We start from the raw sequence: 25,705 nt of genomic DNA, 5'->3' as shown, positions 1-25,705 counted from the left end.
CGCGGCGCGAAGGGCCCGGCCCCCCACCGGGGGCCGGGCCCTTCGGCGTCACTTCTTGCAGACGGTCCCGGACTTCGGCACCCGGCCGTCCAGGAGGTACGCGTCCACGGCCTTCTTCACGCACGCGCTGCCGCCGTTGTAGGCGCCGTGGCCCTCGCCCTCGTACGTCAGCTCCACGCCGACGCCGCCGCCGAGCGCCTTCACCATGGCCCGCGCGCCCTCGTACGGCGTGGCCGGGTCGCCGGTGTTGCCGACCACCAGGACCGGCGCCGAACCGGGCGCGGAGACGTCCGGGTGCTCCCAGGCCCCGGCCACCGGCCACTGCGAGCAGCTCGCGAGCGACCAGCCCATGAAGTCGCCGAAGACGGGGGAGGCCTCGCGGAACCGGCCGAGCCGTTCCTTCGCCTGCCCGAGGGTGTAGCGCTGCTCGTAGTCCACGCAGTTGACGGCGGCGTTGGCGGCCTGGATGTTGCTGTACGAGCCGTCCTGGTTCCGCCCGTTCATCGCGTCGGAGAGGGAGAGGAGCAGCGCGCCGTCGCCGCCCTCGGCCGCTTCGAGGCCCTGCTCCAGATAGGTCCAGAACTCCTTCGAGTACAGGGCCTGCGCGATGCCGTTGGTGGCCTGCGTCTGGGTGAGCCTGCGGTCCCCGATGCCGGTGATCGGCTTCTTGTCGAGGGACGCCAGCAGGTCCGTGACGAAGGTCTCGATCTCGGCGACGCTCGTGCCGGGCAGGGCGCACTCGTCGCCGCGGTCCACGCAGTCCCGGGCGAAGTTGTCCAGGGCCAGCTGGAAGCCCTTCGCCTGGCCGAGGGCCCCCTCCTCGACGCCCGCCTCCGGGTCCACGACGGCGTCGAAGACGGCCCGGCCGACGTTCTCCGGGAACAGGTGGGCGTAGACCCCGCCGAGTTCCGTGCCGTACGAGATGCCGAAGTAGTGCAGCTTCTCGTCGCCGAGGACCCGGCGCATCAGGTCCATGTCCCGGGCGGCGTTCTCCGTGCCGACGTGCGGCAGGACCGTGCCCGCGTCCTTCTCGCAGCCGGCCGCGTACTTCTTCTGCGCGTCGGACAGCGTCCGCTCCTCGGCCGCGTCGTCGGGCGTGAAGTCCAGCGCGTAGTAGGCGTCCAGCTCCTTGTCGCCGGCGCACTCGACGGGGGCGCTGCGGCCCACTCCGCGCGGGTCGAAGGAGACCAGGTCGTAGCGGCTCCGCAGGGTCTCGTAGTCCTCGGCGAAGCCGGGCAGGCCGGTGACGCCGGAGCCGCCGGGCCCGCCGAAGTTGAAGACGAGCGAGCCGATCCGCCGGGCACCGTCCCGGGCCCGGGCCCGGATGAGGGCCAGCTCGATGGTCTCGCCCTCCGGTTTCGACCAGTCGAGCGGGGCCCGCAGGAAGGAGCACTCCCAGGCGCCGCCGCCGGGCGGCGGGGACGGCGCGGGCCCGCCGCCCTCGGCCGCGGACGGCGGCGGGCAGGGAGCCCAGGACAGCTTCTGCGCCGTCAGCGCCGGCAGTCCGCCCGAACCGGACGGCTCCGGCGGGTCCCCGGCGTCGTTCCCGCCGCCCGAGCACCCGGCGGCGAGCAGCACGGTGGTGGCGGTGAGCAGAGCGACGCGCTGGGCTGCGGAGATCGGCATGGACCCATGGTGGTCCTCCGCCCCCGCACCCGCGCGGGACGGGGGTCCATGCGGGTGGCCCCGGGCGCGCCGGGGACCGGACGGCCCCCGGCCCCGCTCACAGCGCCTCGCGCCTCGTCAGCCAGTTGAAGCAGAGCCAGCCCGGCAGGACCGGCAGCCACAGGGTGAGGAGACGGTAGAGGAGCACCGCCGGGGTCGCGACCTCCAGCGGAAGGCCCCCCACCGTCACCAGGCCGAAGGTCAGCGCGCCCTCGACCGCGCCGACGCCGCCGGGCGTCGGCGCCGCCGAGCCGAGCGCGTTGCCCGCGAGGAAGACGACGGCCACGCTCGCGTAGCTGAGCGACTGGTTGTCGTGGCCGAAGGCCCGGATCGAGGCGTCCAGGCAGAGCACGAACGCGCCGGTGAGCAGCAGCATCCCGCCGATGCCGGTCAGCAGCTTCATGGGCCGCTGGAGCACGTCCAGCATGCGCGGCACCACGCCCGCGAAGAGCGAGCGCAGCCGGGTCGACACGAACTTGCGCAGGAACGGGATCGCCGTGACCACCAGGACGAGCACCGCGACCGTGAGCAGCCCCGCGATGACCGTCCTCGACGGGGTGAAGGACTGCGACTTCTCCGTCCCCGTCAGATAGCCGAAGGACAGCAGGAGCAGGACGTGCGCCCCGAGGCCGAAGAGCTGCGAGGCGCCGACGCTCGCCACCGCGAGCCCGGGCCGCACCCCCGCGCGCTGGAGGAAACGGGTGTTCAGGGCGACGCCGCCGACCGCCGCCGGGGCGACGATCTTCACGAACGAGCCGGCGACCTGCGCCACCACCGTCCGCCAGAAACCGACCCGCTCGGGCACGAACCCCAGCAGGCTCATCGCCGCCGCGACGTAGCTCAGCGCCGAGAACAGCACCGCGGCCGCCACCCACCGCCAGTCCGCCTGGCTGATCGTCGACAGCGGGGTGCGGGCGATCTGCGAGAGCAGGAAGTACGCGGCGACCGCGCCCGCGATCAGGCTGACCAGGGTCCGCGGCTTGATCCGCTCCAGGCGCACCGGCTCCACCGGGGCCTGCGGGCGGATCAGCAGCACCTGCTGCCGGATCTGGACGAGCAGGTCCTCCTCGCGGGCCTCGTCGAGCGCCGTGTCCAGGGCCCGCTTCTCGGCCTTCTTGTCCGCCTTCTTCTCGGCCTTGGTCTCCGCCCGCACGGCGCCCTTGTCCGAGGAGCCCTTGTCCGCGGCGGCCTCGGCCTTGGCGGCCTCCCGCTCGCGCTTGGCCGCCTCGGAGGCCGCGAGGACGGCCTCCCGTTCCCGCGCCGAGCGTTCCCGCGCCAGCTTCCGCAGCGTCGCGCGCGTGGAACGGCTCAGCGCGATCGGCTGGAGCAGCGGCAGGCAGTCCGCGACGGTGTCCGGGCCGAGGACCTCGACGGCCGCCGCGACCGCCCGCTCGGCCCCGATCCGCAGCCCCAGGGTGGTGAGCAGCTGCGCGACGTCCATCCGCAGGACCAGGTCGCCGGCCGCGATCTCGCCGCCCCGCAGCTCGGTCAGGATGACCTTGCCGGAACGATCCACCAGGATCGCGTCCCCGGTGAGCCGGCGGTGCGCGATCCGGCGCGACTGGAGGGCCTTCACCTGCCGCCAGGCGCTGCGGGCCAGCTCGCCGGTGATCTCGTGGTCGTCCAGCGAGTCCAGGCTGCGGCCGCCGGTGTGCTCGTACACCAGCATCACGGCGTCCGGGCCGAGTTCCGAGGTGGCGATCAGCTTCGGCGCGTTCGCGCCGGCGGCGATCGCCGCGTACGCGAGGAGGGCCTCCTGCTCCAGGGCCTGGCGCAGCGAGACGATGGAACGGCGGGTGGTGATCGTCCGCAGGCTGATCCGCCGCCACGCGCGGTAGAAGAAGCCGTGCGCCTGCTGTTCCCGGTCGACCACGGTGACGTCGAGCGGCGGTCCGTCCTCCAGGGTCACGACGTACCGGCGGCCCCGGTCCCCGCTGTCCGCCGAGTCGGGCACGCCCTCCGAGCGCAGCGCCGTCACCGGCCGGAAGCCGACCCGGCGCAGTCCGGCGAGGAGGGTCTGCCCGGTGGGCCGGACGTTCGGGGAGCCGACCGCGTACAGCGTGCCGTACGCCACCGACCAGCCGATGAGCACGGTCAGGGCGATCGAGAGCGCCGTGGTGTACCCGGCCACCAGCATCGTGAACGCGTCGAGCAGCAGCACCGCCCAGAGCGCGATCCGCCAGCGGGGACGGCGGGCCATGCCCACGGCGGTCATGTACGCGATGACCGGGGCGAGGTAGTTGTGCACCGGGTCGGTCAGCCCGCCGCCGGACTGCGGCTGGGTCAGGGCGTCCCGGATCGTGCCCCGGACCGTGCCGTCCGAGGCCTGGGCGACCCACAGGTCGGTGAGGAGGGTCACGCCGTGAGCGAGGACGGCGGCGAGGACGCCGTCCGCGATGCGCAGCCCGTCCCGTTTGATCAGCCGTTCGACGGCGAAGGCGACCGGGACGAGGAGGACGGCGATGGAGGAGACGAGACCGGCGATCCTGACGAACACGTCCGGGGCGCCGACGGCCCCCGCGTTGATGTCCTTCTCCAGGCCGGAGGTCGTCGCGTGGGCGAACGCGGCGACGGCCAGGACGAGCCCGATCGCGAGCAGGCCGGCGAGCAGCCGCATCAGGTCGGAGGGCCGGTGGACGCGGGCGGCGAGCAGCGGCTCGTCACCGGAGACCCGCTCGGGCACGTCGGCCTCGCCTCCTCCCGGAGGCTGCGTGTCCTGCCCCATCACCCTGTCCGTCTCCGCATGCGCGCCGTCTCGTTCCCGCTCTTGTTCCCGTGCGCGTCGCTCTTGTCGTTCTTGTCGCTCTTGTCGTTCTTGGTCTCGTATCACCAGTCACCGCCCGCACGATGGTGGCACGAAGAGCAGCCGCGCGGAGGCAGCAGGGCCATGTCGGTGGAGTGGGGGAGGATGGGACGGACGAGTCTGGAGGAGCCCGTGGGGGAGGCCGGAGAAGTGACCGAGGACGGGGAAGGGACGCCCGGGTCCGGCGCGGAGCCGCCCGGGTACCCGGCGTACGCGGAGCGGGTGCTCGACGTCGCCGACGCGATCCCGCCGGGCCGCGTGATGACCTACGGCGACGTCGCCGAATGGCTCGGCGAGGGCGGACCGCGCCAGGTGGGCCGGGCGATGGCCCTGTACGGCGGGGCCGCGCCGTGGTGGCGCGTGGTCCGCGCGGACGGCGCCCTGCTGCCCGGTCACGAGCTGCGGGCCCTCGCGCACTACCGCGAGGAGGGCACCCCGCTGCGCCCCGCGGGCCCGGCGGCCGGGGGACACGTGCCCAGGATCGACATGCGGCGGGCGCGGTGGGACGGCGCCCCGGTCGCGGAGGGGGACACCGGCGGGGGTGCCGGAACTCACACGTGAGGTCATCGGCCCAGGAGGCGCGGCCGGGGCGGGGCGGCCCGGCCGGGCCGGGCACGGGAAGCGGCACCGGGCACGGCTCGCCGCCGCCCCGCTTCGCGTAACGTCGTCGTTCGCGTCTTCCGGGACGGCCGCTCCGCACGGCCGCCTCACCCGCACCACCACACCCACCAGGACCGGCGAACCACGTGAGCTCCTCCTCCACCACCCGGCGTACGCCGCCGCACCAGGGACAGCCGCACCCGGGCCCGGGACGGCAGCGGACCCCGGGCGCGTACCGGCTGGTGCGCACCGCACCGGCCCCGCCGGGTCCCCCTCAGCTGGACGCGGCGCAGCGGGAAGTGGTTGAGCACACCGGCGGACCGCTCCTCGTCCTCGCCGGTCCCGGCACCGGCAAGACGACGACGCTGGTCGAGTCGGTCGCGGCCCGCGTGGAGAAGGGCGCCGACCCCGAACGCCTCCTCGTCCTCACCTTCAGCCGCAGGGCCGCCGTCGAACTCCGCGACCGCATGGCGGTCCGGCTCGGCGGCCGCCGACCGCCGCAGGCCACCACCTTCCACTCGTACTGCTACGCCCTGATCCGCGCCCACCAGGACGCCGACCTCTTCTCCGAGCCGCTGCGGCTGCTCTCCGGACCCGAACAGGACCTCGCGGTGCGCGAGCTGCTCGCCGGCCAGATCGACCTGGAGAGGAACGGCCTCGGCGGCATCCGCTGGCCCGACGAGCTGCGCGCCTGCCTCACCACCCGGGGCTTCGCCGACGAGGTGCGGGCCGTCCTGGCGCGCTCGCGGGAACTGGGCCTCGGACCGGACGAGCTGGCCCGCTTCGCGGAGCGGGTCGGCCGCCCCGACTGGAAGGCGGCGGCCGGCTTCCTCGCCGAATACCTCGACGTCCTCGACCTCCAGGGCGTCCTGGACTACACGGAGCTGGTCCACCGGGCCGTGCTGCTCGCCGGGAGCGTCGCGCTGCCCGCGTACGACGCGGTGTACGTCGACGAGTACCAGGACACCGACCCGGCACAGGTCCGGCTCCTCCACGCGCTCGCGGGCGGCGGCCGGAGCACCGTCGTCGCCTTCGGCGACCCCGACCAGTCCATCTACGCGTTCCGGGGCGCCGACGTGAACGGCATCCTCGACTTCCCCGGCTCCTTCGGCGGCGCGCCGGTCCGCGTCCTGCGCACCTCCCGCCGTTCCGGGGCCCGGCTCCTGTCCGCGACCCGGCTGCTGGCCCAGCGGATGCCGGTGCCCCGGCTCCCCGCCGAGAAGGTCCGCGCCCACCGGGAGCTGACGGCGGTGCGGGACGGGGGCCGGGCGGAGGCGTACACCTACCCCACGGCCTCGGCGGAGGCCGAGAACATCGCGGACCTGCTGCGCCGCGCGCACCTGGAGGACGGCGTCCCCTGGCAGGACATGGCCGTCCTCACCCGTGCCGCCGCCTCCCTCCCCCCCCTCCGCCGCGCCCTCACCTCGGCGGGCGTCCCGGTGGAGACGGACGCCGCCGACACCCCGCTCCGCCACGAACCGGCGGTGGCCCCGCTGCTGCTCGCCCTCCGCGCGGTGGCGGGCGCCGGGCCGGCCCCCGGGACGGCCGCGGCGGGCGGGGAAGGCGACCGGACGGGCGGGGGCGACGCCCCGGCGGACCCCGGTGCGCGGACGGACGCCGACGGGCCGTCCACCGGCGACGGTGACGGTGACGGTGACGGCGGTGGCGGTGGCGGTGGCGTCGGCTCCGGTGGCACCGGCTCCGGCGACGGCGGCTCGGCTGACACCGGCTCAGGTGACACAGGCGACGGCGGCTCCGGTGGCACCGGCTCCGGCGACGGCGGCGACGCCGTCTGGCTCGACACCGAGACCGCCCTCGCGCTGCTCGCCTCACCGCTCGCCGGGGTGGACCCGGCCGACCTGCGGCGCCTCGGGCGGGCGCTGCGGGACGAGGAACGGGCCGGCGGCAACAAGGTCCCGCCCCCCTCCGACGTGCTGCTCACCCGCGCCCTCGCCGAACCCGAACGCCTCGTCGCGCACGATCCCGCCCACGCCCACGGCGTCCAGCGGCTCGGCCGGCTCCTCCGGACGGCCCGGGCGCTGCTCGCCGCCGGGGGCACCGCCGAGGAGGCCCTCTGGGAGCTGTGGCAGGGCACCCCCTGGCCCGGCCGCCTGGAGCGCGCCGCCCTGCGCGGCGGCCCCGCCGGACGCAACGCCGACCGCGACCTCGACGCGATCTGTGCCCTCTTCGAGACCGCGGCCCGCGCCGAGGACCGCGTCGGCGGCCGGGGCGTCCTCAACTTCCTGGAGGAGCTCGACGCCCAGGACATCGCCGCCGACACCCTCACCCGCCGCCACGCCCGCCCGGACGCCGTCCGGCTCATGACCGCCCACCGGTCCAAGGGCCTCGAATGGGGCCTCGTCGTCGTCGCCGGGGTCCAGGAGGGCCTCTGGCCCGACCTGCGCCGCCGCGGCTCCCTCCTCGAAGCCGACCGCATCGGCCGCGACGGCATCGCCGAACCGCTCACCCCCGGTGCCCTCCTCGCCGAGGAGCGCCGCCTCTTCTACGTCGCCGCCACCCGCGCCCGCGACCGGCTCGTCGTCACCGCCGTGAAGGCCGCCGCCGAGGACGGCGACCAGCCGTCCCGCTTCCTCACCGAACTGGGCGCCGAACCCAAGGACGTCCCCGGCCGCCCCCGCCGCCCCCTGGCCGTCTCCGCCCTGGTCGCGGAGCTGCGCGCCACCACCGTCGACCCGGCGGCCCCGCCCGCCCTCCGCGACGCCGCCGCCCGCCGGCTGGCCCGGCTCGCCGCCCTCACCGACGACGAGGGCCAGCCGCTGGTCCCGGCCGCGCACCCGGACCGCTGGTGGGGCCTGTTCGAGCCGACGCGCAGCACGGTCCCGCTCCGCGAGCGCGACCGGCCCGTGGCGCTCTCGCCCAGCTCCCTCGACAGCCTCGTCAGCACCTGCTCCCTCCAGTGGTTCCTGGGCCGCGAGGTCAAGGCCGACGCCCCCGCCACGACCGCCCAGGGCTTCGGCAACGTCGTCCACGTCCTCGCCGACGAGGTCGCCTCCGGCCGCACCCCCGCCGACCTCGACGTCCTCATGGCCCGGCTGGACTCCGTCTGGGACGCCCTCGCCTTCGACGCCCCCTGGAAGTCGGCCCAGGAGAAGCGGAACGCGCGCGCGGCGCTCGAACGCTTCCTGAACTGGCACGTCATGGACAGGGGCGGCCGCACCCCGGCCGCCTCGGAGCAGCCCTTCGACGTGACCCTGGAGGCGGGGGAGTACGAGGTCCGCATCCGGGGCTCCATGGACCGCGTCGAGACCGACGAACAGGGCCGCGCCTACGTGGTCGACTTCAAGACCGGGAAGTCGGCGCCCACCAGGGACGAGGTCGCGCACCACCCGCAGCTCGCCGTCTACCAGCTCGCCGTCCGCGAGGGCGCCCTGGACGAGGTCTTCGACGGCCGGCGGCCGGAACCTGGTGGCGCCGAACTCGTCCAGCTCCGGCAGGCCGCCCCGAAGAAGGAGGGCGGCGACACCCTGCCGAAGGTCCAGGCCCAGGAGGCCCTGACCGGGGAGTGGGTCGGGGAACTGCTCGCCCACGCCGCCGGCCGGGTCCTGGACGAGCGCTTCACCCCCACCACCGGCGGGCACTGCGCGACCTGCTCCTTCCGGTCCTCGTGCAGCGCCCGGCCGGAGGGCCGCCACGTCGTGGAGTGACCGGGAGGCGGGGAGGCCGGAAAGCCGGGAGGCGGGGAGGCCGGGAAGCCGGGAGGCCGAACCGGGAAGCCGGGAGGCCGAGCCGGGAGACCGGGAGACCGGGATGCGGGAAGCCCCGGGCGTCGCGCTCCGCAATCGGAGCGTCGCCTTCCGCGCCCCCCGGCGCGTTTCCCTCCCCGCGCGCGTGCCACCCTCGGTGCGGTGCCGTACGGGGGCACGTGAGGAACCGGACACGGAGGAGCGCGAGTGAAGGCCGACCGGAAGCTCTGGACGACGACGGCGGCGGTCTGCCTGGCCGTGACCGCCGGGACCACGGGCTGCTCCCAGGACGGGGGCGGACGGGCCGATCCCTTCGCGGGGCTCTCCGCCGACGCCATCGCCGGCAAGGCGGCGGCGAGCACCGGGACGGTCACCGCCGTCCGCATGACCGGCCACCAGGAGGCGGAGGGGACGAAGGTCGTGATGGACGTCCGCGTCGACGACGAGGGGCACTGCGAGGCGCGGCTGACCAACGGGGACGGAGGCACGGGCACCTTGCTCCGCGTCGGCGAATCCGTCTACACGAAGGGCGACGAGGCCTTCTGGAACACCGGCGAGGAGAACCGGGCCACGGGCAGGCTCCTCGCCGGCCGCTGGGGGAAGTCGTCCTACGAGGAGGACAGCTCCCTCAGCGGGTTCTGCGACCTCCGCAACGTCTTCGAGGACGGCGGAGAGACCACCGGCCTGACCCGTGGCGGGGACACCGAGGTCGGCGGCGTCCCCGCCGCCACCCTGACCGGGAAGGCCGAACGGGGCGGAACCCGGACCCTGTACGTCGCCAAGGACGCGGACGAGCCGTACATCCTCCGCGTCGTCGAGACCGGCGGCAAGCAGACGGGCGAGATCACCTTCGGCGACTTCGGCAAGCCGGTCGCCGTCACCGCCCCGCCCGCAGGCGAGACCGTGGACATGGACGAGGCCCTGAAGGGCCTGGACTGACCCCGCTTCCGGCCCCGCCCGGCATCGGCCCCGACCGGGTCCCCTTCCCGCCCCGACCGGCATCGGCCCCGGCCGAGCCCCCCTCCCTTCCCCACCGGGCGCCGGTCCCGACCGAGCCCCCTCTCCCGCCCCCGCCGGTCGCCGACACCGCATGCGTGACGCCCCGTCGGAAAGAGAGGTCGGTCACGCGCGGGGGAGCGCCCGGCCCGGAACTCCCGGCGCCGGGGCCCCGCGCCCGGCCGGCGCTGTCCGACGGTCCGGCTAGCCTCTTCCGGTGACCGCACGCATCAGCGACCCCGAGGAGCTCAAGGAGCTGCTCGGCATCCCGTTCACCCCGGAGCAGACGGCCTGCATCACCGCGCCGCTCGCCCCGCAGGTCGTCGTGGCCGGAGCCGGCTCCGGCAAGACGACGGTGATGGCCGCCCGCGTGGTCTGGCTCGTCGGCACGGGCCAGGTCGCCCCCGAACAGGTCCTCGGCCTCACCTTCACCAACAAGGCCGCCGGCGAACTCGCCGAACGCGTCCGCACCGCCCTCGTCCGCGCCGGCGTCACCGACCCGGACGCCGTCGACCCCGACCACCCGCCCGGCGAGCCCCGCATCTCCACCTACCACGCCTTCGCCGGGCAGCTCCTCACCGACCACGGCCTCCGCATCGGCCTGGAGCCCACCTCCCGGCTCCTCGCCGACGCCACCCGCTACCAGCTCGCCGCCCGCGTGCTCCGCGAGGCCCCCGGCCCGTATCCGGCGCTCACCCGCTCCTTCCCGACCCTCATCACCGACCTGCTCGCCCTCGACGCCGAGCTGGCCGAACACCTCGTACCGCCCGAACGGCTCCGCGCGCACGACTCCGAGCTGCTCGCCGACCTCGCCGGCGCCGGGCTCACCAACGCCGAACTGCGCAAGGTCCCCGAAGCCGCCACGGCCCGCCGCGAACTCCTCGACCTCGTCGTCCGCTACCGCGCCGCCAAGCGCTCCCGCGACCTGCTCGACTTCGGCGACCAGATCGCCCGGTCCGCCGAACTCGCCACCACCCGGCCCGAGGTCGGCGCGATCCTGCGCGACGAGTTCCGGGTCGTCCTCCTCGACGAGTACCAGGACACCTCCGTCGCGCAGCGGCTGCTGCTCTCCGGCCTGTTCGGCCGGGGCGCCGGTCACGCCGTGACCGCCGTCGGCGACCCCTGCCAGGCCATCTACGGCTGGCGCGGCGCCTCCGTCGCCAACCTGGACGACTTCCCCGAGCACTTCCCGCACCGCGACGGCAGCCCCGCGAGCCGCTACGCCCTCTCCGAGAACCGGCGCAGCGGCGGCCGCCTCCTCGACCTCGCCAACGGCCTCGCCGCCCCCCTGCGCGCCATGCACGCGGGCGTGGAGGCGTTGCGGCCCGCGCCCGGCGCCGAGAACGACGGCACCGTGCGGATCGCCCTGCTGCCCACCCAGGCCGAGGAGATCGACTGGCTCGCGGACTCCCTCGCCCACCTCGTCCGCACCGGCCGCGAACCCGGCGACATCGCCGTCCTGTGCCGCACCGCCACCGACTTCCCCGCCCTCCACGCCGCGCTCGTCGCCCGTGACGTGCCCGTCGAGGTCGTCGGCCTCTCCGGACTCCTCCACCTCCCCGAGATCGCGGACCTCGTCGCCGTCTGCGAGGTCCTCCAGGACCCGGGCGCCAACGCCTCCCTGGTGCGGCTCCTCACCGGCCCCCGCTGGCGGATCGGCCCCCGCGACCTGGCCCTCCTCGGCCGCCGCGCCCGCCTCCTGGTCCACCGGGGGAGCGAGGACCCCGACCCCGAACAGCGGCTCGCCGCCGCCGTTGAGGGCGTCGACCCGGCCGAGGTGATCTCCCTCGCCGACGCGCTCGACACCTTCCTCGACTCCGGCGGCGCCCCCGACGACGGGCTGCCGTTCTCCGCCGAGGCACGGGTCCGCTTCGCCCGCCTCGCCGCCGAGCTCCGCTCCCTGCGCACCTCGCTCGCCGACCCCCTCATGGACGTGCTGCACCGGGTCCTGAACACGACCGGTCTGGAGATCGAGCTCTCCGCCTCCCCGCACGCCCTCGCCGCCCGCCGCCGCGAGACCCTGGGCCACTTCCTCGACGTCGCCGCCGGCTTCGCCTCCCTCGACGGCGAGGCGACCCTCCTCGCGTTCCTCGGCTTCCTGCGCACGGCCGTCCAGTTCGAGAAGGGCCTCGACAGCGCCCTGCCCGGCGGTGAGAACACCGTCAAGGTCCTCACCGCCCACAAGTCCAAGGGCCTGGAGTGGGACGTCGTCGCCGTCCCCGGCCTGGTCGCCGGCCAGTTCCCCAGCGCACGCGCGCGCGAGTCCTGGACCTCGCAGCCGCAGGTCCTCCCGCACGCCCTGCGCGGCGACGCCGCCACGCTGCCGTCGATCGACACCTGGGACGCCAAGTCCCTCGCGGCCTTCAAGAACGACATGCGCGACCACCAGCACACCGAGGAACTGCGCCTGGGCTACGTCACCTTCACCCGTCCCCGCTCCCTCCTCCTCGGTTCCGGCCACTGGTGGGGCCCGTCCCAGAAGAAGCCCCGCGGCCCCTCGGACTTCCTGCTCGCCCTGTACGACCACTGCGCGGCGGGCCACGGCGACATCGAGGCCTGGGCGGACGAGCCGGAGGAGGGCGCGGAGAACCCGGTCCTGGCGTCCGCCCGCGAGGACGAGGCCTGGCCGCTGCCGCTGGACGAGGAGTCGTTCAGGCGCCGCAAGGCGGCGGCGGACCTCGTGCGCGCCAGGCTGCGGGCGTACGTCCCGCAGGACGGCGGGGGCACCCCGGGAGGGAGCCCGGAGGAGGAGCACCGCCCCCCGGGCACGACGCCCGCCCCCCGGGACCCGGGCCCCGAGGACCTCTGGCCGGACGAGGAGCCCTGGGACGAGGAGCCCTGGGAGGAGGACCCGCGGGAGGACGAGGCGCCCTGGGAGGACGAGGCGCCCGTACGGGACGAGGCGCCCTGGGAGGACGAGGCGCCCGTCCGGGACGAAGAGGCACTCCCCGGGGACGCCCACCCGGACGCGATCCCGGCACCGAGGGCCCCGGAGAGAACTTCGGAGCGGGAGGAGCCCCGGGCGTCCGGGACGCCCGGCACCCCGGAACCGGAGGAGCCCGGCATCCCGGAACCGGAAGGTCCCGGGGACCCGGCCCCGGACCTCGCCCCCGAGGACGCGAGGACCGTCGCCTCCTGGGACCGCGACCTCACCGCCCTCACCGCCGAACTCCGCCGCACCCGCGCCACCACCCGGGACGTCCTGCTGCCCCCGTACCTCTCCGCCTCCCAGGTCCTGCGCCTCGCCGCCGACCCCGACGGCTTCGCGCGGGACCTGGCCCGGCCCATGCCCAGGCCGCCGCAGCCCGCCGCCCGCCGCGGCACCCGCTTCCACGCGTGGGTGGAGTCCCGCTACGAGGAGCTGCCGCTGCCCTTCCTCGGACCGGAGGAGCTGCCCGGCGGCGAGGACTTCGCGGGCGAGCCCGAGATCCTCGACGAGCGGGACCTGGACGAGCTGAAGGAGGCCTTCGCCCGCACCCCGTACGCCCGCCGCACCCCGTACCGCGTCGAGGTCCCCGTCCACCTCACCCTCGCGGGCCGGGTCGTCCGGGGCCGGATCGACGCCGTCTACCGGGACCCGGACACCGGCGCGTACGAGATCGTCGACTGGAAGACCAGCCGGACGCGCACCGCCGACCCGCTCCAGCTCGCGATCTACCGGCTCGCCTGGGCCGAACAGCACGGCCTCGCGCCCGAGGAGGTGGACGCCGTCTTCGTCTACGTGCGGACGGGCGAGACCGCCCGCCCCGCCCGGCTCCCCGGCCGCGCCGAACTGGAGGCGATCCTGCTCGGCGGGGCACCCCCGGAGGCCGGATAGGCTCGTGTGCATGAGCGAGACCCCGGACAGCGCCGTCCACGCGATACGCACGTACATCGAACGGCACCGCGCCGCCTTCCTCGACGACCTCGCCGAGTGGCTGCGCATCCCCTCCGTCTCGGCCCAGCCGGAACGGGCCGGGGACGTGCGGCGCAGCGCCGACTGGCTCGCCGCCCACCTGAAGGAGACCGGTTTCACCACGGTCGAGGTGTGGGAGACGGACGGCGCCCCCGCCGTCTTCGCCGCGTGGCCCTCCGGGGACCCGGACGCCCCGACCGTCCTCGTCTACGGCCACCACGACGTGCAGCCCGCCGCCCGCGAGGACGGCTGGCACACCGACCCCTTCGAGCCGGTCGTGGCCGACGGCCGGATGTACGCGCGGGGGGCGGCCGACGACAAGGGGCAGGTGTTCTTCCACACCCTCGGCGTCCGCGCCCACCTCGCCGCCACCGGCCGCACCACCCCCGCCGTGAACCTGAAGCTGCTGATCGAGGGCGAGGAGGAGTCCGGCTCCCCGCACTTCCGCGCGCTGGTCGAGGCCCGCGCCGGACGGCTCGCCGCCGACGCCGTGATCGTCTCCGACACCGGCATGTGGTCCGAGACCACCCCCACCGTCTGCACCGGCATGCGCGGGGTCGCGGACTGCGAGATCGACCTGTACGGGCCCGACCAGGACATCCACTCCGGCTCCTTCGGCGGCGCCGTGCCGAACCCGGCCACCGTCGCCGGCCGGATCGTCGCCGCCCTCCACGACGCCGACGAACGCGTGGCGATCCCCGGCTTCTACGACGGGGTGACCGAGCTCACCGACACCGAGCGCGCCCTCGTCGCCGAGCTCCCCTTCGACGAGGCGGCCTGGCTGCGCACGGCCAGGTCCCACGGCACCCTCGGCGAGGCGGGCTTCTCCACCCTGGAGCGGGTCTGGGCCCGCCCCACCGCCGAGGTCAACGGCATCGGCGGCGGCTACCAGGGCCCCGGCGGCAAGACGATCGTCCCCGCCTCCGCCCACCTCAAGCTCTCCTTCCGGCTCGTCGCCGGCCAGGACCCGGCCGCGATCGAACGCGCCGTACGGGACTGGCTCGCCGGACTCGTCCCGGCCGGCGTCCGGTACGAGATCGTCTTCGGCGCCCCGACCCGCCCCTGCCTCACCCCCCTCGGCCACCCCGCGCTCAAGGCGGTGGCCGGGGCGATGAGCCGGGCCTTCGACGGCGCCGAGGTCCGCTACACCCGCGAGGGCGGCTCGGGCCCGGCCGCCGACCTCCAGGACGTCCTGGGGGCGCCCGTCCTGTTCCTCGGCATCTCCGTCCCGTCCGACGGCTGGCACGCCCCGAACGAGAAGGTCGAACTCGACCTCCTCATGAAGGGCGTCGAGACGACCGCTCATCTCTGGGGCGACCTGCCCGCCGCCCTCCACGCCGCCGAGCGCTGAACCCACACACCGAACCGGGGGAGTTGGAAGCAACCTGTGAGCACCTTGAAGAACGCGTCGGTCCCTGAGAACGCGTCGGTCCCTGCGCACGCTCCGGCCCCGGAGCACGTGCCGCCCCCGCAGGGCGCGCCGGCGGGCCTCCCGGTCCCGCTCACCGCCCCGAGCGGCATCGACCGCGCCGCCCACCACCGCCTCGACGAGGCGTGGCTCGCGGCGGCCTGGAGCCACCCCACCACCCGGGTCTTCGTGGTCTCCGGCGGCCAGGCGCTGATCGACGACCGGCCCGACGGCACCACCGAACTCGTCATGACCCCGGCGTTCGAGGCCCCGGTCACCGAGACCCACCGCTACTTCCTGGGCACGGACGCCGGGGGCGTCTCCTACTTCGCGCTCCAGAAGGACTCCCTGCCCGGCCGCATGGACCAGTCCGCCCGCCCCGCAGGACTGCGCGAGGCCGGCCTGCTCCTCTCCGACCGGGACGCCGCCCTCATGGTGCACGCGGTCGCCCTGGAGAACTGGCAGCGCCTCCACCGCTTCTGCTCGCGCTGCGGCGAGCGCACGGTCATCGCGGCGGCCGGACACATCCGCCGCTGCCAGGCCTGCGGCGCCGAGCACTATCCGCGCACCGACCCCGCGGTGATCATGCTCGTCACGGACGAGCACGACCGGGCCCTGCTCGGCCGCCAGGTCCACTGGCCGGAGGGCCGCTTCTCGACCCTCGCCGGGTTCGTCGAGCCGGGCGAGTCCATCGAGCAGTCGGTGGCCCGCGAGGTCTTCGAGGAGGCCGGCGTCACGGTCGGCGCGGTCGAGTACGTCGCCAGCCAGCCCTGGCCGTTCCCGTCCAGCCTGATGCTGGGCTTCTTCGCCCGCGCCACCTCCGCCGAGATCTCCGTGGACGGAGAGGAGATCCACGAGGCCCGCTGGTTCTCCCGCGAGGACCTGGCCGCCGGCTTCGAGTCCGGCGAGATCCTGCCCCCGTACGGGATCTCGATCGCCTCCCGCCTGATCGAACGCTGGTACGGCAGGCCGCTCCCGAAGCCGGGCGGCGCGGTCTGATCCGTCCCGCGCACGAGAAGAGCCCCTGCCGGACGCACGGTCCGGCAGGGGCTCTTTCCGGCCACCCCGGGGGGCGGCGGGGAGTCAGGCGCCGATCTTCTCCTTGACCTGGGCCAGGCTCGGGTTCGTCAGGGTCGAGCCGTCCGGGAAGAGCACCGTCGGCACGGTCTGGTTGCCGCCGTTGGCCTTCTCGACGAACGCCGCCGAGTCCGGGTCCTGCTCGATGTTGATCTCCGTGTACGCGATGCCCTCGCGGTCCATCTGGCTCTTCAGCCGACGGCAGTAGCCGCACCACGTGGTGCTGTACATCGTCACAGTGCCCTGCATGGCCAGGCGCTCCTCTGGTTCGCTTCGTTAGCTGACGGGTCCGAGAAGGAGAACGTACGCCCCGCCCGTCCCATTCCCGGCACCCGGCCCCGCCCCGCCCCGCCGGACCGGTACGACCGGCGTCCCCGCCTGTGGACAAGCCTCCGCACCCACCTCGCGGGACCTGGCAGCATGGCGGGGTGACAGCAGCAACGCACTCCACTCTTTTCCCCCGGGTCCCGGAGACGGCCGACGCGGTGCTCGACGGGCTCGACCCCGAGCAGCGCGAGGTCGCCCTCGCCCTGAACGGCCCGGTGTGCGTGCTGGCGGGAGCCGGCACGGGCAAGACGCGGGCCATCACCCACCGGATCGCGTACGGGGTGCGGGCGGGCGTGCTCCAGCCCGCGAGCGTCCTCGCCGTCACCTTCACCAACCGCGCCGCGGGCGAGATGCGCGGCCGGCTCCGCCAGCTCGGCGCGGGCGGCGTCCAGGCCCGCACCTTCCACTCCGCCGCCCTCCGCCAGCTCCAGTTCTTCTGGCCGAAAGCCGTCGGCGGCGAGCTGCCCCGGCTCCTGGAGCGGAAGGTCCAGCTGGTCGCCGAGGCGGCGGCCCGCTGTCGCGTCCGGCTCGACCGGAACGAGCTGCGGGACGTCACCGGCGAGATCGAGTGGGCCAAGGTCACCCAGACCGTTCCCTCCGACTATCCGGCCGTCGTCGCCAAGGCCCTCAGGGAAGCGCCGCGCGACCCGGCCGAGACCGGCCAGATCTACGCCATGTACGAGCAGCTCAAGCGCGACCGCTCGGTGATCGACTTCGAGGACGTGCTGCTGCTCACCGTCGGCATCCTCCAGGACCGGCACGACATCGCGGACCAGATCCGCCGCCAGTACCAGCACTTCGTGGTGGACGAGTACCAGGACGTCTCCCCGCTCCAGCAGCGGCTGCTCGACCTGTGGCTGGGGGACCGGGACGACCTCTGCGTGGTCGGCGACGCGAGCCAGACCATCTACTCCTTCACCGGCGCCACCCCCGAGCACCTGCTGAACTTCCGCACCCGGCACCCGGGCGCCACGGTGGTCAGGCTGGTCCGCGACTACCGCTCCACCCCGCAGGTCGTCCACCTCGCCAACGGGCTGCTCGCCCAGGCCCGAGGCCGGGCCGCCGAGCACCGCCTGGAGCTGATCTCCCAGCGCGACCCGGGCCCCGGGCCCGTCTACGCGGAGTACGCCGACGAGCCGACCGAGGCCGAGGGCACCGCCCGCCGCATCCGCGACCTCATCGCCTCGGGCGTCCCCGCCGGCGAGATCGCCGTCCTCTACCGGATCAACGCCCAGTCCGAGGTGTACGAGCAGGCCCTCGCCGACGCCGGGGTGCCCTACCAGCTCCGCGGCGCCGAGCGCTTCTTCGAACGCCAGGAGGTGCGGGAGGCGGGCATCGCCCTGCGCGGCGCGGCCCGCGCCGGGGGCAACGACACCCTCCTGGACGGTGCCGAGGACCTGCCCGCGCAGGTCAGGGCCGTCCTCTCCACCAAGGGCTGGACCACCGAGCCGCCCGCCGGCTCCGGCGCCGTCCGCGACCGCTGGGAATCCCTCGCCGCCCTCGTCCGGCTCGCGGAGGACTTCGCCCGCGCCAAGCCCGGCGCGACCCTCTCCGACCTGGTCGCCGAGATCGACGAGCGGGCCGCCGCCCAGCACGCCCCGACCGTCCAGGGCGTCACCCTCGCCTCGCTGCACGCGGCCAAGGGCCTCGAATGGGACGCCGTCTTCCTGGTCGGCCTCACCGAGGGCATGATGCCGATCACCTACGCCAGGACCGACGAGCAGATCGAGGAGGAACGGCGCCTGCTGTACGTCGGCGTCACCCGCGCCCGGGTCCACCTCACCCTCTCCTGGTCGCTCTCCCGCTCCCCGGGCGGCCGGCCCTCGCGGCGCCCCAGCCGCTTCCTCAAGGGGCTGCGGCCCGGAACGGGCTCCTCCGGCGGCACGGTCCCCGCCGGCGGCCCGGTCGTCGAGCGGGGCACCGGACCCCGCCGGCGCGGTCCGCGCGGCCCCGTCCTCTGCCGGGTCTGCGGCGCGACCCTCACCGAGGCGGGCGCGATGAAACTGATGCGCTGCGAGGACTGCCCCTCGGACATGGACGAGGGGCTGTACGAGCGGCTCCACGACTGGCGCGCCGAGCGGGCGAGGGAACTGGGGCAGCCCGACTACTGCGTGTTCACCGAGAAGACCCTGATGGCGATCGCCGAGCGGGTCCCCGCCACGGAGGGGGAACTCGCGTCGATCTCCGGCGTCGGCGTCCGCAAGCTGAGCCGCTTCGGAGCCGATGTCCTGGCCATCTGCGCAGGTGAGGAGAGGGAGACGGAGGACGGGGAGGCGTGAGGGAAACTCGTCGGGAAAATAGTTTGCGCCCGCCCCGTCAAGCCCCATAGGTTCTTAACCACGGAAACGGAGGCTTCTTCGAAGCCCTGTCTTCGTGCTGTACTTGTCCAAGTAAACATGAGGGCCCGGTTCGCACCCGAGCCCTCCGAGACGCCGAGAGGAGGCGATTCCAGTGATCAGCTACACCATCCAGACCAGCACCGCCAGCTTCGTCAGCATCGCCAAAATGACCGATCGCTCGGTCGTCTCCGCCTGCATGCTCGGCCTCTCCGCCTCGGCGTTCCCCGGCACCGGTCTGTCCTTCGCCGGCCCCTCCGTCCTCGGCACGTCCGCCGTGGAACTGCGGCCCGTGGTGGACCCGCGCAACGAGCGACCGACCAAGGCACTGGAAGCAGGAGCGGCAGCCGGGGCGAAGGCCTATGGCTTCGCGGCGGCCGGTGCCGGCATTCAGCAGCAGACGCAGCACCACACGATGTGGGCCTTCCGTGGGCTCGAACCCTGGAGTGATCCAGCCTGATCCATGATCAGGCAGGCGCCTTCAGGGCCGCGGAACCCCACCCGGGATCCGCGGCCCTTCTGTTTGTCCCCGAACGGGGACGACAGGGAGAAGGGGTCTCGGGACAGCAACACCCGGTACCAGCCGAAACCCCGGCCAACAGGCCGGAACGACCAGACGAGGAAACAACACCGTGCAACTCGAAGCGCACGCCCCGTCCGTACCGCCTTCCGAATCGATCTCCCAGCCCGGCCTCACGAAGGACCCCGCTTTGACCCCCCTCACCACACTCACCGCGCTCGACGACGCCATCGAGAACCTCGGCGTCCCCGTCCCCTGCCGCGCCTACGACCCGGAGGTCTTCTTCGCCGAGTCCCCGGCCGACGTCGAGTACGCGAAGTCCCTCTGCCGGACCTGCCCGCTCGTGGCGGCCTGCCTCGCCGGCGCCAAGGAGCGGCGCGAGCCGTGGGGCGTCTGGGGCGGTGAGCTCTTCGTCCAGGGCGTGGTCGTCGCCCGCAAGCGGCCGCGCGGCCGCCCGCGCAAGAACCCGGTCGCGGCATGAGCGCCACCGGAACCATCGACCGCCCCCTCACGCACGACCCCCAGAAGCAGGCCCCGATGACCTCGTCCACCAGCGAGCCCGCAGGCTCCGCGACCCCGGCTTTCTCCCCCGCCGCCGCGCCCACCGCGCGTCAGAACAGGACCCGTGAAATGCAACTCATCCCAGAAGCCCTGGCCCGTGCCCATATGCACGAACGACAGCGCGAGGCCGACGCGGAACGCCAGGCCCTGCGCCTGGTCGCCGCCCGGCGCATGCAGCGCCGCGCCGAGCGCGTCTCGCTGCGCGCCCGACGCGCGCTGGCCATGGCCGTCATGCACTGAGGCGCGTGGGGCGTGTGCCGAAAGCCCCGCCCGTCCTCAGGGCGGACGACGCCGCTTTCGCCACGCGCCCCAACCGCCCGGAACGGACGACCTCGCGCCCTCGAAGGCGCCGTCGCGGGGGCCGGTCCTCACGGACCGGCCCCCGCGGTGCGTTGTCCGGAGCGCCCCGGCCCCGTCCGGCTATCGTCGGAGGGGTGGACGACGACCGGACCCCGCGAGAGTCCCTCAGCTGTGCGCGCTGCGGCAGGACCGCCGATGTCCTGCCGCTGACCTGGACCTGCTCGGTGGAGGACGGCCGGCGGGTGTACTTCTGCGAGGACTGCGCCCGTACCCACCTCCGTGCGATCGAGGCCCGGCTCGACTCCTCCTGGTGGTGACCCCGGGGGAGGCCTACTCCCCGGCCGGGTCCGGGTGGGGCGTCGTGAAGCCCGGCAGCCAGTCCTCCAGTTCGTCCCGCAGCCTGACCGTCGCGTTGAGCTGGCACAGCACCCCGATGGTGCTCAGCGTCACCCGGTGTATCAGCAGATACGCGGGGGGCAGGTTCAACTGCTTGCCCAACTGGTGCGCGGGAGAACGGGGATCGGCGATCCGGGCGGCCTGGGCGCGCATCCAGCCGCGGGTGAAGACGAAGGCGTCCGCCCCGGCCGGTTCGATGATCGGCAGCAGGTACTCCAGGACCGCGTCCGGGTCGAGGGAGACGGTCTCCTTGACGAACCCCTCCCCCCGCAGCAGTTCGTAGACCGTCTCGGCGTCACCGTCCAGGGCCGTCCGCAGACAGACGCCGATCGTCTCCGGCAGACCGCCCGGCAGCCGGTCCACGGTGCCGAAGTCGAGGACGCCGAGCCGCCACTCCTCCGGGCTCCCGCCCCCGCCGGCGCCGGGCAGCAGCCGGAAGTTCCCCGGGTGCGGATCGGCGTGGAGCAGACCGGTGCGCGCCGGGCCGGAGAAGAGGAACCGGGCGAGGAGCTGGCCCGCCCGGTCCCGCTGCGCCTCCGTGCCGTCCGCGATCACCTCCGCGAGCGGGACGCCCTCCATCCACTCGGTCACCAGGACCTGTTCCGACCGGTGCACCACCGCCGGCACCACCACGTCGGGGTCGTCCGCGAACTCCTCCGCGTGCTTCCGCTGGGCCGCCGCCTCCAGGCCGTAGTCCAGTTCCTCGGAGACCCGGTCCCGCATCTCGGCGATCAGCGGCTTGATGTCCATGCCGGGGACCAGCGGTCCCAGGAGCCGGGCGAAGCGGCTCAGCTGCGCCAGGTCAGAGAGCAGCGCCTCCCCGGCACCCGGGTACTGCACCTTCACCGCGACCTCGCGCCCGTCGTGCCACACGGCCCGGTGCACCTGCCCGATGGACGCCGCCGCCGACGGCTTGTCCTCGAACTCCAGGAACAGGTCCCGCCAGTCGGCACCCAGCCGCTCCTCCATGACCGCGTGCACCGTCCGCGTCGGCATCGGCGGCGCCGCGTCCTGAAGCTTCGTCAGCGCGGCCCGGTAGGGTCCGGCGACCTCCTCCGGGAGGGCCGACTCGAACACGGACAGGGCCTGGCCGAACTTCATGGCCCCGCCCTTCAACTCGCCGAGCACCTTGAACAGTTGCTCCGCGGTGCGCTGCTGGAGTTCGCGGGCGACGAGCTCCGCGGACTTCCCGCCGATCCGTTTGCCCAGACCCCAGGTGGCCCGGCCCGCGAAGCCCAGGGGCAACGCGGCCAACTTGGCGGTCCGGGTGACCGCCTTCCGGGGAAGATCAGACATGTGCCCCTCCAAAACCCAGACTGTCGCGCCGCGCAGGGCCGTTACCCCGCCATTGTGTCGTGCGCCCCTCCGGCCGCCGAGACGCGCTCCCCCTCCCTTCCGCGGGCCGCCCCGCAGGGGCAGGCCGGATGAGGTCTGAGCCGCTCCGTCCGCCACTCCAGGAACGGCAGTGACGTCTCCCAGCGGGCGCCCGTGCTCGCCGGCAGGTCCCCGTCCAGGAAGGCGAGGGCGTGCGCGGCGGCCAGACCCGCCACCGCCGTCGCCAGTCCGACGTCGCAGGCCGGCAGCGGGTGCGGGGTGCCCGAGCGCCACTGGGCGAGCAGCCGAGGCCGGACCGGCTCCCGGTCCGTCCGCTCCTCCTGGAGGCACCGGGCACAGGCCGTGCCGCCCGGCAGCACGAGCGGTCCGACCGTCCCGGTCGCCTCGACGACCCCGGCGTACAGATGGGGGGTGCCGGTGGAGATCCACGGTGCGGCCGGGAGCGGATCGGGGACGTAGGCGCCGAGGCCGTCCCTCGGCGTCACCACGACGAGCGAGAGCCCGGGCCCGCCCCGGCCGCTCCTCCGGCCCTCGCGGACCGCGCCCCGCGACCAGAGGCCGACCACGCGCCGGGCCGCGGTCGCCCGGCGCTCGCCGACGGCTTCGGCGGGGAGGCCGCCCGGGGCCGTCTCCCAGGGTTCGACCCGGCCCGAGTCCAGCACTTCGACCACGCCCACGCCCGCCGAGGCGAGTAGGGCCGCCACCGTCGTCCCCACCCGCCCGGCTCCCCGGACCTGGACGCGCAGGGCCCGCCGGGCCGCGAGGGTGCCCGCCGCCCGGTCCGGCTCGGGGTGGACCACGGAGAGCGAGGCCAGGTCGGCGCGGAGCGGATCGAGGGCCGTGTCCACCGCACCGGCGGCCGGTCCCGCCTTCCCGGGCCGCCCGGCCGCGGCGTCCGTGAGGAGACCGGCCGCCTCCAGCCGGCCGAGGAACGCCTCCAGGCGGCCGTCCGGCAGACCGAGCGCCCGCGCCTCGGCCCGCAGCAGCTCGACCCCCCGGGTGCCGTCGAGCAGGCCGAGCAGCGACCCCGTCGCCGGGTCGACCGGATCGAGCACCACCGCGTGCGCGGGGGTCACGCCGAACTGGACGCACCGGAGACTCCGCCAGGCCCTCCGCAACGCCGGTTTCACCATCGGATGCATTTCCCCGCCCCCGTCCGTCCCCACGCGGTGATCAGTGATCCGGGATCACGGAGTGGTGGTCCCGCGATCCATATTCATGATCGACAACGGCTTTTCCGTCGTCCCCGGTGAGAATGCCCCGATCCCGTGACGGCCGCCGAAAGTTGTCCACAGGCCGGGAGCATTAGTCATTCGAATGAGGGGCGGAGTGGACCGGGCGTTCCCGAAACCACCCCGCCGGCGGGACTTTCCCCGCCGCCGGCGGGTAACGTCGGGGCGTGCCCGCCGACCCCCAGCGCAGTGTGACCAGCGAACCGCCCCGAGACGGGGGAGCGGGCGCCGTCGAGGTCCGCAGGAGCGCGCGGCGCAGGAAGTCCGTCTCCGCCTACCGCGAGGGCGACCGGACCGTGGTGCTCATCCCCGCCCGCATGTCGGAGGCGGAGGAACGGCGCTGGGTCGGGGTCATGCTGGACAGGCTGGCCGCGAAGGAGAGCAGGACCGTCTTCGGCGACCGCGAACTCACCGAACGGGCGCTGCGCCTGTCCGGCCAGTACCTCGGAGGCCGGGCCCGCCCCCGCTCGGTCCGCTGGGTGACCAACCAGAACACCCGCTGGGGCTCCTGCACCCCCTCCGAGGGCAGCATCCGCCTGTCCCACCGGCTCCAGGGCATGCCCGAGCACGTCGTCGACTACGTCCTCCTGCACGAGCTGGCCCATCTGCTCGTCGCCGGGCACGGCCCCGCCTTCTGGCGGCTCCTGGAGGCGTACCCCCGCACCGAGCGGGCGCGCGGCTACCTGGAGGGCGTGGCCGACGCCGAGCGGCTTCCCCGCCCCCCGGCCGCTCGCGAGGAGTGACGGGGCCGCCACGCGCCGGTGCGCGGGTTTCCCGATTTCGTACCGAAAACCGCCCGGCCTGTCTCGATGTCGTACACAGCGGTTAGCCTTGCGCGAGCATTCGCCATTCGGGATGGGGGACGGTCGTTACGCATGGCCAGGGAATTCCAACGCGGCCACAAGGCCAAGATCAGTGATCTGACCGCGGGGACGGATCTGTACGTGGGCGTGCAGATCTCGGCGCCCGGACTGACTTTCGACATCAGCTGCTTCGGGCTCGACGCCGACGAGCGGCTGTCGGACGACCGCTACTTCGTCTTCTTCAACCAGCCGAAGTCGCCCGAGGAGTCCATCCAGCTCCTCGGCCCCCAGGCCGGCGACACCGAGTCCTTCCGCGTCACCCTCGACCGCGTCCCCGCGCACATCCACAAGCTGTCCTTCACCGCGACGGTCGACGGCGCGGGCCAGATGTCCCAGATCGGCCCCGGCCACCTGCGGATCGTGGCGGGCGGCGAGGAGGTCGCCCGGTACGCGTTCACCGGAGCGGAGTTCTCCACCGAGCGCGCGGTGATGCTCGGCGACTTCTACCTCAAGGACGTCTGGCGGTTCGCCGCCGTCGGCCAGGGCTTCGACGGAGGCCTGGAGGCGCTCCTGCGGAACTTCGGCGGCGAGGTCGCCGAGGAGGAGCCCGCCGCTCCGCAGCAGCAGGCGGCCGCTCCCGGTTTCGCCCCGCCGCCGCAGGCCGCGGCGCCCCCGGCGTTCGCCGCCCCCGCTGCCCCGGCCCCGGCGTTCGGTGCTCCCGCCGCCCCGGCCCCGGCCCCCGCGTTCGGCGCCCCTCAGGCGCCCGCCCCGCCGCCCGCGCCCGCCCCGCCCGCACCGCCGGTCCACACGGCGCCCACGATGGTCGCGCCCCTGGCCCCGGCTCCCGTGCCGCCGCCCGCCCCGGCCCCCGCGCCGTACGGGCAGCCGCCGCAGCCGCCCCAGTACGGCCAGGTTCCCGGGCCGCCTCCCGGCCCCGCGTACCCCGGTCACGGGCAGCAGCAGATCCCGCCCCACGGCCACCAGCCCCCGTACGGGCAGACACCGCCCCCGTACGGGCAGCAGCCCCCCGCGTACGGCGGGCAGCCCGCCGGCGTCCCGCAGGGCGCCCCCGCCACCGGCGCCGGGCTCGCCGCCGCGCTCGCGCCGTACAAGGAGACCGCCACCGGCGCCCGCTGGACCCCGCAGAACCAGCAGCTCATGCGGGTCGACCTCGCCATGGGCGGCACGCCCGTCCTGGCCCGGCAGGGCTCCATGGTCATGTACCAGGGCAAGGTCGACTTCGGCTACAAGGGAGCGGGTTTCGCCGGCCGGATCGTCGGCAACGCCACCGGCCAGGAGATGCAGCTGATGCGCTGCACCGGCCGCGGCCAGGTCTTCCTCGCCGAGGAGGGCGCCCACCTGCACCCGATCGAGCTCCAGGGCGACGGCATCTGCGTCTCCGCCGAGAACGTCCTCGCGTTCGACGAGTCCCTGCAGTACGAGGTCCGCCGCATCGAGGGCCACGGCATCCCCGGCGGCGCCCTCTTCACCATGCAGTTCCACGGCAGCGGCACCGTCGTCGTGAAGACGCGCGGCATCCCCGTGGTCCTGCCCGTCACGCCGACCACCTTCGCCGACTGCAACGCCGTCGTCGCCTGGTCGTCCGCCTCCCAGGTGGTCCTGTCCAGCCAGGTGCGGCTCCGCCGCAACGCCTACCCCGGCCACAGCGGGGAGACCGTGAACCTCCAGTTCCGGGGCGCCCCCGGCAACTTCGTCGTCGTCCAGCCCTACGAGGTCTGAGGGAGCC

18 protein-coding genes are annotated in these 25,705 nt (G+C 74.6%); 13 read left to right on the top strand and 5 right to left on the bottom strand.

All coding sequences use genetic code 11. The annotated features are described in order from the left end of the window. Positions 1–48: 48 nt before the first annotated feature. On the bottom strand, positions 49–1,626 hold the full coding sequence (locus ACZ3IL_RS02290) for an alpha/beta hydrolase (protein ID WP_467385681.1): 1,578 nt from the start codon (positions 1,624–1,626) through the stop codon (positions 49–51). Between the two features lie 97 nt (positions 1,627–1,723). Next, on the bottom strand, positions 1,724–4,390 hold the full coding sequence (locus ACZ3IL_RS02285) for a lysylphosphatidylglycerol synthase domain-containing protein (protein ID WP_467385679.1): 2,667 nt from the start codon (positions 4,388–4,390) through the stop codon (positions 1,724–1,726). A 183-nt stretch (positions 4,391–4,573) separates the two neighbouring features. On the opposite strand from ACZ3IL_RS02285, the gene ACZ3IL_RS02280 reads away from it, so the two are divergent. The 6 genes from ACZ3IL_RS02280 (at position 4,574) to nudC (ending at position 16,070) form a co-directional block, all read left to right on the top strand. Continuing rightward, positions 4,574–5,029 carry an MGMT family protein gene (locus ACZ3IL_RS02280; RefSeq protein ID WP_467385677.1) on the top strand — a complete coding sequence of 152 codons (456 nt, stop codon included), beginning with the start codon at positions 4,574–4,576 and terminating at the stop codon, positions 5,027–5,029. Positions 5,030–5,214: 185 nt separating this feature from the next. Next, positions 5,215–8,733, top strand: a complete 3,519-nt coding sequence (locus ACZ3IL_RS02275) for an ATP-dependent helicase (RefSeq protein WP_467385675.1) — start codon at positions 5,215–5,217, stop codon at positions 8,731–8,733. Between the two features lie 246 nt (positions 8,734–8,979). Continuing rightward, complete coding sequence (locus ACZ3IL_RS02270; protein WP_467385673.1) at positions 8,980–9,711, top strand: hypothetical protein; 732 nt, start codon at positions 8,980–8,982, stop codon at positions 9,709–9,711. Positions 9,712–9,985: 274 nt separating this feature from the next. Continuing rightward, positions 9,986–13,585, top strand: coding sequence for an ATP-dependent helicase (locus ACZ3IL_RS02265; RefSeq protein ID WP_467385671.1), 3,600 nt, complete (start codon positions 9,986–9,988; stop codon positions 13,583–13,585). Between the two features lie 10 nt (positions 13,586–13,595). Continuing rightward, a complete protein-coding gene (locus tag ACZ3IL_RS02260; protein WP_467385669.1) occupies positions 13,596–15,014 on the top strand; it encodes a dipeptidase in 1,419 nt (472 codons plus the stop codon). A gap of 108 nt (positions 15,015–15,122) precedes the next feature. Next, positions 15,123–16,070 carry an NAD(+) diphosphatase gene (gene nudC, locus ACZ3IL_RS02255; RefSeq protein ID WP_467386779.1) on the top strand — a complete coding sequence of 316 codons (948 nt, stop codon included), beginning with the start codon at positions 15,123–15,125 and terminating at the stop codon, positions 16,068–16,070. A gap of 84 nt (positions 16,071–16,154) precedes the next feature. On the opposite strand, the gene ACZ3IL_RS02250 is transcribed toward nudC, so the two are convergent. Next, positions 16,155–16,397, bottom strand: coding sequence for a mycoredoxin (locus tag ACZ3IL_RS02250; protein ID WP_388693584.1), 243 nt, complete (start codon positions 16,395–16,397; stop codon positions 16,155–16,157). Between the two features lie 179 nt (positions 16,398–16,576). Between ACZ3IL_RS02250 and ACZ3IL_RS02245 the strand changes: the two genes are divergently transcribed. The 5 genes from ACZ3IL_RS02245 to ACZ3IL_RS02225 all read left to right on the top strand — a co-directional run bounded on the left by ACZ3IL_RS02245 (position 16,577) and on the right by ACZ3IL_RS02225 (position 20,509). Beyond that, entirely contained in the window at positions 16,577–18,754 is a 2,178-nt protein-coding gene (locus ACZ3IL_RS02245) for an ATP-dependent DNA helicase UvrD2 (RefSeq protein WP_467385666.1), read from the top strand. A 172-nt stretch (positions 18,755–18,926) separates the two neighbouring features. Continuing rightward, the gene (locus tag ACZ3IL_RS02240) at positions 18,927–19,271 is read left to right on the top strand and encodes a hypothetical protein (RefSeq protein WP_467385664.1); all 345 of its coding nucleotides are present in this window, start codon (positions 18,927–18,929) and stop codon (positions 19,269–19,271) included. Between the two features lie 172 nt (positions 19,272–19,443). Continuing rightward, positions 19,444–19,812 carry a WhiB family transcriptional regulator gene (locus ACZ3IL_RS02235; protein ID WP_467385662.1) on the top strand — a complete coding sequence of 123 codons (369 nt, stop codon included), beginning with the start codon at positions 19,444–19,446 and terminating at the stop codon, positions 19,810–19,812. After that, positions 19,809–20,132 (top strand): hypothetical protein, encoded by a 324-nt coding sequence (locus ACZ3IL_RS02230; protein WP_467385660.1) that lies wholly within the window; start codon positions 19,809–19,811, stop codon positions 20,130–20,132. Before ACZ3IL_RS02235 ends, ACZ3IL_RS02230 begins: the two co-directional genes overlap by 4 nt. 194 nt (positions 20,133–20,326) lie before the next feature. Continuing rightward, on the top strand, positions 20,327–20,509 hold the full coding sequence (locus tag ACZ3IL_RS02225; protein ID WP_467385659.1) for a hypothetical protein: 183 nt from the start codon (positions 20,327–20,329) through the stop codon (positions 20,507–20,509). Positions 20,510–20,522: 13 nt separating this feature from the next. Here ACZ3IL_RS02225 and ACZ3IL_RS02220 read toward each other — a convergent pair whose 3' ends face one another. Then, on the bottom strand, positions 20,523–21,884 hold the full coding sequence (locus ACZ3IL_RS02220) for an ABC1 kinase family protein (RefSeq protein WP_467385658.1): 1,362 nt from the start codon (positions 21,882–21,884) through the stop codon (positions 20,523–20,525). A gap of 41 nt (positions 21,885–21,925) precedes the next feature. Further along, entirely contained in the window at positions 21,926–23,065 is a 1,140-nt protein-coding gene (locus ACZ3IL_RS02215; protein WP_467385657.1) for a TOMM precursor leader peptide-binding protein, read from the bottom strand. Positions 23,066–23,322: 257 nt separating this feature from the next. Between ACZ3IL_RS02215 and ACZ3IL_RS02210 the strand changes: the two genes are divergently transcribed. Continuing rightward, positions 23,323–23,898, top strand: coding sequence for a M48 metallopeptidase family protein (locus ACZ3IL_RS02210; RefSeq protein ID WP_467385656.1), 576 nt, complete (start codon positions 23,323–23,325; stop codon positions 23,896–23,898). A 132-nt stretch (positions 23,899–24,030) separates the two neighbouring features. Further along, complete coding sequence (locus ACZ3IL_RS02205; protein WP_467385655.1) at positions 24,031–25,698, top strand: TerD family protein; 1,668 nt, start codon at positions 24,031–24,033, stop codon at positions 25,696–25,698. Positions 25,699–25,705 lie beyond the last annotated feature (7 nt).

Source organism: Streptomyces sp. NPDC014907 (assembly GCF_055562975.1).
This window is presented reverse-complemented; position numbering and strand designations above follow the sequence as displayed.